The sequence below is a fragment of the Bacillus sp. RZ2MS9 genome (assembly GCF_001816185.2).
Classification (GTDB): Bacteria; Bacillota; Bacilli; order Bacillales; family Bacillaceae_G; genus Bacillus_A; species Bacillus_A cereus.
In genome coordinates this window covers 2,989,421-3,001,944 of sequence record NZ_CP049978.1, presented here as the reverse complement: position 1 = coordinate 3,001,944, position 12,524 = coordinate 2,989,421, and the positions used below count along the sequence as shown (strand labels likewise).

Sequence of the window (12,524 nt, the reverse complement as noted above, 5' to 3'; positions counted from 1 at the left end):
AGGCGGGAAAATAATATGCAAATTAATATCACTGTTACAGAAGCGGCTATTAAACATTTCGAAAGTTTAGAGACTAAATATCCTAACCATTTTCGATTTCTACAATATGAAATGGGAGGCTGCGGGCGTCCATTGGATGGGGTTGTAAGAATACAATTAATTAAATCAGATGTAGGTTTCGAAGAAATTCAAACAAACTGGAAATCATTTTATATAAACAAAGCCTCTTTAGCTTTTCTTGATGATAATTTAACTATTGATTTCTTTGAAGGATTTCAAATTAGAAGCTCTAGTCAAACTTATAGTCACAACATCCCTTTAGAAATTGAAAAATAAGGGTACTCATTGTTAAATAGATAGAAATCTTTAAGCTGAAAGGTGAAATAAATCATATATAGCCAACAAAATTTTTGTAAGGGAAAGGCTATAGGAAATTAAATATACCCACTAAGCAAAATTATTATCGAATCTCAAATAACAAAAGCGTAATTTTCTCTAGTAAATTTAATTAGAGAAAATTACGTTTTTTTATAAATGAAGGAATAGAACATTTAGGCAATAATACAGTAAAGGGAGAGTATGGAGCGTTTATAAGGCTGAAAAATTAAGGATTTCTTATAATATGAATAAAGATATGCAAAAAAATATAATTATTTTTTTAAAAAGGAGATTATTTTTATATGGAATTAAGACAGTTAGAGTATTTCATGACACTTTATAAAGAACTTCATTTTACAAAAGCAGCAGATAAGCTAGGTATTACGCAACCTACATTAAGCCATCAAATTAAAGCTCTTGAAGACGAAATAGGTATGCCGTTATTTGACCGCATGGGAAAGAAAATAGCCATCACTGACGTTGGTTCTATTTTAGCCAACGAATGTAAAAATATTTTTAATGCATTAGATAATGTAAAAGAACAAATCAGTGAATTAAAGGAGATAAAAGGAGGTAACATTGCAATTGCTACTTTGCCTGGCGAACTAACAGACTTAGTCTCCACTTTATTATTAGATTTTCATAAAAATTATCCGGAGGTAACAGTAAAAATTATAAGTTCAGATGAAATACTAGAATTAATAAACCAGAATCAGGTTAATTTTGCTGTTACAATTGATTCTTCCGAGTACGTATTCGAAGATGAAAAAATTGTAAAAATACCATTATACACAGAAGAGTTATTTTTAGTGGTATCAAATAACCACTCACTAGTTAATGAACAAGAAATACAATTCTCAGGATTGAATAAATTACCATTAATCTTGTTCCCAGACAGTCATGAATGTAGAAAGTTATTGAATTATACATGTTTACCACAAAAAATAAACTTGTCTCCAATTATTGAGACCTCTAGTATCGAATCGTTATTTGATCTTGTTAGAAATGGATTTGGAGTGACAATTGTCTCTAAAACTTTACTTGATATTACTGTAGATAATGATGTATTAGCAATTCCTATAGTAAATCCTACAATTAGTAGGAAAGTTAACCTTATTTTACGTAGAGATAAATTTATTGGGTTTGGCACTAGAAATTTTATTGAATTGCTTACAAATGAAATTATAAAATTAGGATTTCCTATTTCTGAACAAAGTAAAGAACAGATTAGAAAATTAATTAAATAGTGATTGAATTTCGAATAACTATTAGAGGGGAGATAGAACATATCTATCATTATAATAGAAAAAGTAACATTGCTCTATCTTGTTATAGATATATAATTTAATTAAAGTTTCAATTAGTTTAGATCATCAAAAAAATGTCTTTTTTATCTAAATTTCTTAGAACTTATTTGTGAAGCTTTAATTGACGAGCGTATTTTTTTGACTTTTATTGAAAGTGGATTACACTATAAAAATTTTAGAGAGTAGATAATTTGAAAGTAGGTAAAAAAATGTGTGGCTATGTAGGGTGCTTGTATAATACTGCAAAAAGATATTCAGAAACAGAAAAAATAAAATTTGAAAATATGACGAATCTGTTATACCACCGTGGTCCGGATGACCAAGGATATTTTCGTGACGAGCATGTTCAATTTGGGTTTAGACGGTTAAGTATTATTGATTTGGATGCGGGACATCAACCGCTAGCATATGATAATGAACGCTATATACTTATGTTCAATGGTGAAATTTATAATTATATAGAATTACGTGAAATGTTAATTAAACAGGGAGCATGTTTTTCAACTCAGTCAGATACGGAAGTTATTGTTGCATTATATGCCCAAGTAAAAGAAGAATGTGTAAATTATCTTCGTGGAATGTATACTTTTGTAATTTGGGACCGTCAAGAGAAAAAATTATTTGGTGCTCGCGATCATTTTGGAATTAAACCACTTTACATTGCACAACAGAACGATATAACTTTCTTCGCATCTGAAAAGAAAAGTATCCTACATGTAATGCAAGATAAGGGTGTAAATCCAACTGCTCTCCAACATTATTTTACATACCAATACGGACCAGAACCAGAAACATTAACAAATGATATTAATAAAATTGAACCTGGTCATTATTTCATAAAAGAAATTGGAAAAGAGATAGAGGTTTATCGCTACTGGAAACCATATTTCAATGCTTCAGATAACAAAAAAGAGGAACACATTCGAGCAATTCGTGATGTATTATATGACTCAGTAAAAGTACATATGCGCAGCGATGTTCCAGTAGGTGCATTCTTATCTGGTGGGATTGACTCATCTATTATTGCTTCTATTGCAAAAGAAATAAATCCAAATCTCCTAACATTCTCTGTTGGTTTTGAGCACCGTGGATTTAGTGAAATAGATGTAGCGAAAGAAACTGCTGAGAAATTAGGAGTAAAAAACTATAGTGTGTTGGTAACACCACAAGAATTTATGAATGAATTCCCAAAAATCATGTGGCACATGGATGATCCATTAGCAGATCCAGCAGCAGTACCATTGTACTTTGTTGCAAAAGAAGCACGTAAACATGTAACAGTTGTTCTGTCTGGTGAAGGTTCAGACGAGCTATTTGGCGGATATAATATTTATCGTGAGCCAAACTCTTTAAAAATGTTCTCATACATTCCCACTTCTGGGAGAACGGTTTTAAAAGCTTTAAGTGGAGTACTTAAAGAAGGGTTTAAAGGGAAAAGCTTTCTAGAGCGTGGATGTACACCAATTGAAGAACGTTATTATGGTAATGCAAAGATCTTCCGTGAAGAAGAGAAAATTAAGTTAATAAAGTCTTACAATGAAAGTGTTAACTATAAGGATGTAACCAAACCACTGTATAATGAAATTAAGGATTATGATGATGTAAGTAAAATGCAATACATTGATATGTACACATGGTTACGTGGAGATATTTTATTAAAAGCAGATAAAATGTCTACAGCTCACTCACTAGAATTACGTGTTCCATTTCTAGATAAAGAAGTCTTTGATGTAGCTTCTAAAATCCCAACCGAATTAAAAATTGCCAATAGAACTACAAAGGCTATTTTACGTGAAGCCGTACGTGGTATCGTTCCAGATCATGTACTAGATCGTAAGAAACTCGGTTTTCCAGTGCCAATCCGTCATTGGTTAAAAGATGAAATGTATGACTGGGCTCTGAATATTATTAAAGAGAGTAAAACCGAACATTTAATTGATAAAAAATATGTATTAAACTTACTGGAGGCACATCGCACAGATAAAGGTGATCATAGTCGTAAAATTTGGACAGTACTAACCTTTATGGTATGGCATCAAATTTATATAGAACATACATATGATACAAATTTATTTAGTGAAGAGTGTCGAGTATATAATTTAGTTTAAATTTATATGTCCATCAATTTAAGAATTATATAACGCCTCCAAACAAAACTGTCCATTTTTACTTGGAGGGAAAGCATCAACAAAACGTGAATTTCGTACGCTAAGCAATTTTTAACATAGAAAAGGCCGATTCCCTGTACGCTAAGGGAATTGGCTTTTTTATTAGTGTAAGAAACATTCAACCAATCATTACATATCATCATTAAAATACGAACGTATATACTTCAATAACAGCTAACCAAATGATAGGAAAAATACTGTAGTATATTTAACCGTTTGCTAGTATGCCAGAGCAGTTCGTCTGTATTAAAGAAATGATACAGGAGCAAACAAAGATCTCACGCCCAATCTTAACGCAAGATGCAAAAGAAAGGATTGAAAATAAGCTGTTAACTTCATATTTAGGTGAAGAAGAGGTTTTACTTACATATTATAAAAATAGCTATCTATATAAAAATTACATAACAGTAGCTGGTATAAATCCAGTAAATAAGACGATTACTTGTAGGATGCTTTTCATAATCAAAGAATGTTTAAGTTTGGAGATGTAATTGAAGTGGATTAGAGGGGGAGAAATAAAAATAGTTATCTCTTCCTAACTTAATTATATCATGTAAATCAAGTTCGAAATAGACTGTTTATTCGTATTGACTACTGCTACAATCAAGAACACATGCATAGTAAGGAGAGATGTTATATGAGTTCTTTCGTTCTCAATTTTCAGGAAATAGAAAACACGCAGCTTTCGCTCGTCGGTGGAAAAGGTTTGAATTTAGGGGAGTTAACAAACATTCAAGGTATACAAGTACCCGAAGGTTTTTGTGTTACAACGGTAGGATATGAAAAGGCTATCGAGCAAAATGAAGAGCTTCAAACTTTGTTGCAGCAGCTAACAAAGTTGAAAATGGAAGAGCGTGCTCAAATTGGTGAAATGAGTAAGAAGATTAGAGAAGTGATTATGGCAGTACAAATCCCTTCTGATGTAGTGGAATCAGTAGCTCATTATCTCTCGCGTTTTGGAAATGAACATGCGTATGCAGTGCGTTCTAGTGCTACGGCTGAAGATTTACCGTATGCCTCGTTTGCTGGTCAACAAGATACGTATTTAAATATTATTGGAAAAGAAAACATTTTGCAGCATATTAAAAAATGCTGGGCTTCTTTATTTACAGATCGAGCGGTTATATACCGAATGCAAAACGGTTTTGATCATAATCAAGTTTCTATATGTGTTGTCGTTCAAAAAATGGTTTTCCCTGAGGCTTCAGGGATTTTATTTACTGCGGATCCGATTACTTCAAATAGGAAGGTGTTGTCAATCGATGCCAGCTTTGGACTTGGTGAGGCGCTAGTATCTGGATTGGTTTCTGCCGATAATTATAAGGTAAAAGAAGAGGGAATCGTCGAAAAGATCATCGCAACGAAAAAATTAGCCATCTATGGACGAAAAGAAGGCGGAACAGAGAGAAAGAAAATTGCTCCTAATAAGCAAAAAGTTCAAACACTTACTGAACAACAGATTTTACAACTAGCACGCATCGGAAGACAAATCGAAGCTTATTTTGGTTGTCCGCAAGATATTGAATGGTGCTTAGCCCATGATACATTTTATATTGTCCAAAGTCGCCCCATTACGACTTTATATCCAATTCCTGAAGAAAATGATGAGGGAAATCATGTGTATATATCCGTTGGCCATCAACAAATGATGACCGATGCGATGAAACCATTAGGTTTATCTTTTTTCCTGTTAACGACTAGTGCCCCTATGCGTAAAGCGGGAGGTAGGTTATTTGTCGATGCTACGCAACAATTAGCTTTACCTGCTAGCAGAGATTACTTAATAAACACTTTAGGAAAATCGGATCCACTCGTAAGAGATGCATTAACGACTATAGTTAAGCGAGATAATTTTATTAAATTATTACCAGATGATGAAAAAGGGAAGAGTGTTGGTAAAAGTGTGCCACCTGCAAATTCTCAACCGGAAATTGAAAATGATCCGGCAATCGTTACAAATTTAATACAGAATAGTCAAGCATCACTTGAAGAGTTAAAACAAAATATGCAACTGAAATCAGGAGTGGACGTACTTGATTTTATTTTGGAAGATATTCAGCAATTAAAGAAAGTATTGTTTAACCCGCAAAGTATCGCTGTCATTATGGCTGGTATGAATGCTTCAACATGGATAAATGAAAAGATGGAGCAATGGTTAGGTGAAAAAAATGCAGCAGACACGCTTTCTCAATCCGTACAAAATAATATTACATCTGAAATGGGTTTAGCATTAATGGATGTCGCTGATGTGATTCGGCCGTACAAAGAAGTTATTACTTATTTACAACATGTAGAAGATGATAGCTTTTTAAATGAACTAGTTCAGTTTAAAGGTGGAGAAGAAGCTCGAGATGCTATTCTAACTTTTCTAAATAAATACGGAATGAGATGTAGCGGAGAAATAGATATTACGAAAACGCGCTGGAGTGAAAAGCCAACTACAATTATCCCGATGATTTTAAATAATATAAGAGATTTTGAATATGGTGCGAGTAAGCGGAAATTTGAAGAAGGACTGCAAGAAGCTTTGAAAAAAGAAGAAGAGTTAGTAGATCGATTACAGCACTTACCAGATGGAAAACAAAAAGTAGAAGAAACGAAGCGAATGATTCGTAATATCCGTAATTTTATCGGTTATCGTGAATATCCAAAATACGGTATGATTAATCGTTATTTCATATATAAGCAAGCGTTACTGAAAGAAGCTGAGCAACTTGTGCAGAGCGGTGTCATTCATGAAGTTGATGATATATACTATTTAACTTTTGAAGAGCTTCACGAAGTTGTTCGCACGAATAAACTAAATTATGAGCTTATTCATAAACAAAAAAATGATTATAAATTATACGAAAAACTAACGCCTCCTCGTATAATGACGTCCGATGGAGAAATCATTACAGGTAAATATAAACGAGAAAACCTCCCAGATGATGCGATTGTAGGTTTGCCTGTTTCTTCAGGAGTGATTGAGGGGAGAGCTCGCGTTATTTTAAACATGGAAGAAGCGAATTTAGAAGAGGGCGATATATTAGTTACAGCTTTTACTGATCCGGGCTGGACACCATTGTTTGTGTCTATAAAAGGGTTAGTCACTGAAGTTGGCGGACTTATGACGCACGGAGCAGTTATCGCACGTGAATATGGATTACCAGCAGTCGTTGGAGTAGAGAATGCTACGAAATTAATAAAAGACGGACAACGAATTCGGGTACATGGAACAGAAGGGTATATTGAAGTGTTGTAATGAAATAAAAGAACATCCGCTATTATAGTGGATGTTCTTTTATTATATAGCTGACTTATTTCTTTAAGCCAGCCGCATAAAAAGGTCCATGAACTGCGATTGTTGATAAAAAGCGAGCAATCTCCTCAGGTGTTTCTTTTTGTCCATTATTTAACCATTGTTGGATGACACCTATATGCGCAGATGCCATATAAGAAGTTAAGTATTCGCTTGGAACAAGTAAATTCTCCTTATTAATGAGAGGACCATTCGTATCTTCAAATAATGTTTTCCACATAAAGTCTTTCAGTTTTGTTTGGAAAGATAAATCTCCTTTCGGACTTAGTACAGCTCTCATAAAATCACTATTTTCATTTAGAAATGCAAGAATAGAAGTGATAAGTATAAATGGCATTGTTGGAGAAGGATTTGATCCAAGGTCAGCAATAACTTCTGGGAATTTCTGTTTAGCAATGTTAGAAAACTCGTACATAATGTCTTCTTGGCATTTTGTCATTAAATCAAATTTATCTTGATAGTGCGCATAGAAAGTACCGCGATTAATGTTTGCTTTCGTTGTAATATCTTTCACTGTAATGGCGTCAAAACCTTTTTCTTCAATTAGCTCCACCAATGCATTTCGTATGGCAGCTTTTGTACGAACAACACGCAAATCTAAATTATTATCGCGCAAAGCATATCCCTCCTTAATTTTACTCAACACATTTAGAAAATGTGTCTTATAACCAACACATTCACGATTTTTGATTATTGTATAAGGTTCAACTCGAACATATAATTCAAAATATAAATAAACAACACGTTGTTGGTTATTATAGATCGAATTAAGGGAGGAGAAAAGAAAATGTTTAAAAATAAACTTTTATTGTTATCACCAGTTATTGCACTACTTGTTGTTTTTATTTTTTCATTAACGTTATTTCCAACTGTTCAACCAAAGCCGAAAAACTTGCCAATTGCAATTGTAAATGAGGATCAAGGTGTAGAAATTCCAAATCAACCGAAAATGAATATGGGGCAAACGATCGTTGATAACATGAAAAAAACAGCGAAATCAGAGGAAGAACCCGCAGTGAAGTGGGTAGAAGTAAAAAATAAAGAAGCCGTTCAAAAGGGATTAAACAATAAAGAGTATTACGCGGCATTAGTCATCCCGAAAGAATTTAGCGCAAAACAAGCGTCGTTACGAACACCACAGCCATCTTCACCTGAGATAGAAATATATATTAATCAAGGAATGAATACGGCTGCATCAACTATGGCAGGACAAATATTACAGGCGATTGTTGATAATATGAACAATACTGTTCGTACACAACTATTAGAAGGATTGAAAGCAAAAGGAGCTACTGTAACAACAGATCAAGCTGCGAAATTAGTAACACCTATTGTAAAGAACGTGAAAAATATGAATGAGGTCGGCAAAAATAGTGCGAACGGTAACTCACCAATATCATTGTTCCAGCCGTTATGGATTGCAAGTTTAGCTAGTGCAGCGATTATTTTTATTGCGATTAGTAAAATGCCAGTAAGCTCAAGAAAAGAAAACTTTCTGTTAAAAGTAAACCAAATCGTAACAGGAGCTATTGCGACACTTGTAATTGGATTTGGTCTTACATGGATTGCGGATGGGATGGTAGGGTTAAATATTTCGAACTTCACGGATACAGCTCTATTCTTATCCATTACTTCTTTTAGTTTCTTCTTAATGATATCTGCGGTACTTTCATTGGTTGGGCTAAAAGGAATCGGTTTATTCGCTTTATTACTATTCTTCGGGGCGCCGTTACTATCATTAGCACCTGAGATGTTGTCTCCGTTTTATCAAGACTGGGTTTACTCATGGTTACCAATGAAATTTATGATTGAAGGCCTAAGAGAAATCTTCTTCTTCGGAAAAGGGTTAAGTTGGAATACTCCTGTTACTGTACTCGTTTGGATTGGTATAGTAAGTATGGTTACTATATTAGCAACTGCATTCAAACGTAGTGTAGTAAAAGGGCATAAAACAGAATTGAACGCTTAAAAAAAAGCCGTTTCACTAATTAGTGAAACGGCTTTTTTTGATGAAATCTATAAGCTGAAGAATGAATATTTGCTGATAATAAAGTTTGTTAATTTTTCTGGCTTTTCCTCAATGTAAACACCTAATTGTTGAAAAGTGTTATGTTTAGAATTAAGTCGGGATCTCTAAAGGTCACGTACATTCCAGACAATCTCACCACGTTCGTCATCCCACGTACTGTGATGACGCTTAAATCCTATCTTTTCTAGTACCCGGAGGGAAGCGATATTCCAAGCGCCTACAGTCGACCAAAGTCTTTGGCGTCCAGTAGCAATCGCCGCGTCCAGTACAACAGATGCCGCCTCAGTCGCATAACCTTTACCATGAGCGCTGCGGAACAACTCGTATGCAATCTCTGGCTCTTCAAGTGTGGAACGACCGATAATCAAGCCGCAGTATCCGATGAAATCGCCTTCGTCTCTTCTTCGAATAGTGAGAAGGGAAATGCCATTTTCATCTGCTTTCTTACGCATCTCAATAAGCCGGTTACGAACGGAGTCGAGGGTCGGCATGTCCACACCACGTTCGCCAATTAATTTCCTCATCCAAACTGAGTCGGATTCCTCCCACATACTCAGGTCAAGTCGTTCGGTTTTTAGCTGGAACTCCATAGTTTTAAATAAAGATGGCATAGTGGAACCTCCTAATTATGTCACTTAACTCGTAATAGCTTCGCACCGCATCATGTTGAACCAATCGTTGATTCGCGAATTTATTTTCCTAACTCCCGCGAGAGTTTATAGCAACAGTATACAATAGTATTATTTTATGCATAAGCAATTCCTTTCCAAAATAGACCCTTTTCTCAAACTTTTCTTTCAATCTAAAGCCGTCCCGTTAAATACACAGGCTCCTACTATTTCTAAATGCATAAAATGTTAAGCGAAAGTATGGGGGGATACGATGTATAATTCAAATTATTATGATTGGTATAGGCAAAATGATAAGTTGATAAGTGATATTGAAAAAGCTATAAATGGAGAGTATAGCGCCATAAGCTGCTATGCAAAATTAGCGAATATGGCTCCAAGTCAAGCAGAGAAAAAACAAATTCTTGAAATTCGTAATGATGAAATAAAACATTTTCATCACTTTGTACAAATTTATACGAATTTAACTGGCAGGCAGCCGAAACCACAGATTACCGAAGACTGTCCGAATACCTACTTACAAGGATTAGAGTTCGCTATACAAGATGAGCAAAAGACAGTAGATTTTTATTTGGAAATTTCAGATGAGACATCGGATGCACATCTGAAAGATTTGTTACGGAGAATAGCTGCGGATGAACAAAATCATGCGGTATGGTTTTTATATTATTTTGTGAAGTCGAAGTGAGCATTAAGAATGACTGATGTGGTGAATATATTAGAAGTTATTTTAAAGCGCAGTGCAACAATTGCATGAAAAACTTAATAAGCATAAAGAAACCGTTTCATAAGTAGTGGGACGGTTTTTTTCGCGGTGAAATACAAGTTACATAGATATCGACAAAATATGGTAATTTAATTTGGTATATAATGTATGAAATGAAAACGAAAATAAATAAGCTAGGAGCAAATAAATGAAAAGAGGAATTACAGTAGATATTCCAAATGAATATGATAATTTACTTTGGAAAGTGTTAAAGCCAATTGATATTTCTTCATATGATTGGTGGGTAGGGAGTGAGGAGTCATACTTAATAGCACGTGGTGGATTGGATGAGGCATTATTTCCAGAAGGACCAAGTATAGTGGAAGGATCAGATTTGAAAATATTATTTAAAGACAATATATATTATGTTATTTTTGCAGATTTAAAAGCGTATTCAAAAGGAGAGGAAGTAGTAGATATTGAAACATATGAAGAATTTAAAGAGAGTAAGTGTGAATTAGTTTTACTAGTTGCGGATTGTACATACGTCACAATTTACGCTAAAGATCAAAAACAGATTGAATTGATGTATGAAAACGCAAGGAATCAAGGTTATTATGTTGAATACGTTACCGACGAAAATGACGGTAGAACGCGTTTATCAGTATGATAGCGATAGGAAAGGGGAACAGCGATATGGAGAGAAATACAGTTAAAGAATATACAATTCGAACTGCTACTGAAGAGGAAAGCGATAGCATTATTACTCTATTAAAAGAAGTAGCACAATGGCTACAATATAAAGAAGTGGATCAGTGGCAGTATCTTTTAGGAGAGGAAGCTACGGCTGAAATACTAGAATGTATAAGAGAGAAATATACGTATGTTGTTCTGAAAGAAGATGAAATAGTTGGTACGGTTACAGTTTCTCCTAAACAAAATGAATGGGATGAACATATTTTTGGTAAAGAGGAAGTTTCTAATTCATTATATATTCATAGATTTGCGGTGAAACGGAAGTATAAGGGGAACGGAATTGGAGAATGGATTTTACAGTGGATAGAAGAGAATGTACAACATGACAAAGAGTATTTGAAGTTAGATTGCGTGGGGCATAATCGTACGTTGAATGATTTTTATAAGAAAAATAATTTTGAATATGTTGGAAGTACGGATGGGCTTAGTAAGTTTCAAAAGAAAAGGAGAATGTGAATGCATCCAATTAACGTAAGTTTAGTTGAAAAGTTAATACAGGAACAGTTTCCCGAATGGGCCCATTTAGAAGTGAAACCTGTAAAGTTTAGTGGGCATGATAATAGGACGTTTCACTTAGGGGATGAGATGAGTGTAAGATTGCCAAGTGATGTGACATATGCACCGCAAGTAGAGAAAGAAAATAGTTGGCTTCCTATATTAAGTAAGGGGCTTTCTTTACCGATTTCTACCCCACTTGCGAAAGGAAATCCGTCTGAAGCGTATCCATTGCCTTGGTCTATTAATAAGTGGATAGAGGGAGAAACAGTTACGAAACAAAACGTTCGGGATTTAAATGAATTTGCGGCGGACTTATATCTATATATGATGAAGAGGCGAGAGTTGCTATTGAAAATAATAAGGATGTTTTTGACGAGGCATTATTAAAGCACCTTTGGAATGTAGCACTTAGTTCAACATGGGACCGTAAGCCAGTTTGGATTCATGGAGATGTAGCACCGGGGAATTTACTCGTTAAAGAGGGAAAACTTTGTGCTGTAATTGATTTTGGTATTTTAGGTGTAGGAGATCCTGCTTGTGATGCAGCGATGGCGTGGACTTTTTTTGATAAGAATAGCAGAAACGTATTTAAAGAAGTGTTACGTATGAATGAAGAAACATGGAATAGAGCAAGAGGATGGGCACTTTGGAAGGCGTTAATTACATATGACGCAAATAGGGATAGTAATGAGAAGGTGGCAGAAGAATCGCATCGTATCATTCAAGTGATTGTGGATGATTATGAGAGGTAA

The 12,524-nt window shown here is 34.6% G+C and carries 10 protein-coding genes and 2 pseudogenes; 10 read left to right on the top strand and 2 right to left on the bottom strand.

The features are described from left to right. Positions 1 to 15 precede the first annotated feature (15 nt). The 5 genes and pseudogenes from BHV55_RS15395 to ppsA all read left to right on the top strand — a co-directional run bounded on the left by BHV55_RS15395 (position 16) and on the right by ppsA (position 7,097). On the top strand, positions 16 to 336 hold the full coding sequence (locus BHV55_RS15395; RefSeq protein WP_001166648.1) for an iron-sulfur cluster biosynthesis family protein: 321 nt from the start codon (positions 16 to 18) through the stop codon (positions 334 to 336). Positions 337 to 680: 344 nt separating this feature from the next. Beyond that, positions 681 to 1,625, top strand: a complete 945-nt coding sequence (locus BHV55_RS15390) for a LysR family transcriptional regulator (protein WP_000423360.1) — start codon at positions 681 to 683, stop codon at positions 1,623 to 1,625. A gap of 269 nt (positions 1,626 to 1,894) precedes the next feature. Further along, the gene (gene asnB, locus BHV55_RS15385; protein WP_048568606.1) at positions 1,895 to 3,793 is read left to right on the top strand and encodes an asparagine synthase (glutamine-hydrolyzing); all 1,899 of its coding nucleotides are present in this window, start codon (positions 1,895 to 1,897) and stop codon (positions 3,791 to 3,793) included. Positions 3,794 to 4,077: 284 nt separating this feature from the next. Beyond that, a pseudogene (locus BHV55_RS15380) lies at positions 4,078 to 4,358 on the top strand (YolD-like family protein). 132 nt (positions 4,359 to 4,490) lie between these two features. After that, positions 4,491 to 7,097, top strand: a complete 2,607-nt coding sequence (ppsA, locus tag BHV55_RS15375; protein WP_065703766.1) for a phosphoenolpyruvate synthase — start codon at positions 4,491 to 4,493, stop codon at positions 7,095 to 7,097. A 55-nt stretch (positions 7,098 to 7,152) separates the two neighbouring features. Here ppsA and BHV55_RS15370 read toward each other — a convergent pair whose 3' ends face one another. Then, positions 7,153 to 7,770, bottom strand: coding sequence for a TetR/AcrR family transcriptional regulator (locus tag BHV55_RS15370; RefSeq protein WP_048568571.1), 618 nt, complete (start codon positions 7,768 to 7,770; stop codon positions 7,153 to 7,155). Positions 7,771 to 7,941: 171 nt separating this feature from the next. Here BHV55_RS15370 and BHV55_RS15365 point away from each other — a divergent pair, with 171 nt between their 5' ends. Next, positions 7,942 to 9,123, top strand: coding sequence for a YhgE/Pip domain-containing protein (locus BHV55_RS15365; RefSeq protein ID WP_065703768.1), 1,182 nt, complete (start codon positions 7,942 to 7,944; stop codon positions 9,121 to 9,123). Between the two features lie 164 nt (positions 9,124 to 9,287). Here the strand turns inward: BHV55_RS15365 and BHV55_RS15360 are convergent, their stop codons facing one another. Further along, entirely contained in the window at positions 9,288 to 9,794 is a 507-nt protein-coding gene (locus tag BHV55_RS15360) for a GNAT family N-acetyltransferase (protein ID WP_001139531.1), read from the bottom strand. A gap of 271 nt (positions 9,795 to 10,065) precedes the next feature. On the opposite strand from BHV55_RS15360, the gene BHV55_RS15355 reads away from it, so the two are divergent. The 4 genes and pseudogenes from BHV55_RS15355 to BHV55_RS15340 all read left to right on the top strand — a co-directional run bounded on the left by BHV55_RS15355 (position 10,066) and on the right by BHV55_RS15340 (position 12,524). Next, positions 10,066 to 10,500, top strand: a complete 435-nt coding sequence (locus BHV55_RS15355; RefSeq protein ID WP_000282836.1) for a ferritin-like domain-containing protein — start codon at positions 10,066 to 10,068, stop codon at positions 10,498 to 10,500. A 226-nt stretch (positions 10,501 to 10,726) separates the two neighbouring features. Continuing rightward, the gene (locus BHV55_RS15350; RefSeq protein ID WP_048568573.1) at positions 10,727 to 11,188 is read left to right on the top strand and encodes a DUF2691 family protein; all 462 of its coding nucleotides are present in this window, start codon (positions 10,727 to 10,729) and stop codon (positions 11,186 to 11,188) included. 26 nt (positions 11,189 to 11,214) lie between these two features. Next, the gene (locus BHV55_RS15345) at positions 11,215 to 11,730 is read left to right on the top strand and encodes a GNAT family N-acetyltransferase (RefSeq protein ID WP_000440851.1); all 516 of its coding nucleotides are present in this window, start codon (positions 11,215 to 11,217) and stop codon (positions 11,728 to 11,730) included. After that, a pseudogene (locus tag BHV55_RS15340) lies at positions 11,731 to 12,524 on the top strand (aminoglycoside phosphotransferase family protein).

Coding starts and splice junctions, on each gene's coding strand:
- BHV55_RS15395 (WP_001166648.1), top strand. CDS start 16: ATGCAAATTAATATCACTGTTACAGAAGCGGCTATTAAACATTTCGAA.
- BHV55_RS15390 (WP_000423360.1), top strand. CDS start 681: ATGGAATTAAGACAGTTAGAGTATTTCATGACACTTTATAAAGAACTT.
- asnB (WP_048568606.1), top strand. CDS start 1,895: ATGTGTGGCTATGTAGGGTGCTTGTATAATACTGCAAAAAGATATTCA.
- ppsA (WP_065703766.1), top strand. CDS start 4,491: ATGAGTTCTTTCGTTCTCAATTTTCAGGAAATAGAAAACACGCAGCTT.
- BHV55_RS15365 (WP_065703768.1), top strand. CDS start 7,942: ATGTTTAAAAATAAACTTTTATTGTTATCACCAGTTATTGCACTACTT.
- BHV55_RS15360 (WP_001139531.1), bottom strand. CDS start 9,794: ATGCCATCTTTATTTAAAACTATGGAGTTCCAGCTAAAAACCGAACGA.
- BHV55_RS15355 (WP_000282836.1), top strand. CDS start 10,066: ATGTATAATTCAAATTATTATGATTGGTATAGGCAAAATGATAAGTTG.
- BHV55_RS15350 (WP_048568573.1), top strand. CDS start 10,727: ATGAAAAGAGGAATTACAGTAGATATTCCAAATGAATATGATAATTTA.
- BHV55_RS15345 (WP_000440851.1), top strand. CDS start 11,215: ATGGAGAGAAATACAGTTAAAGAATATACAATTCGAACTGCTACTGAA.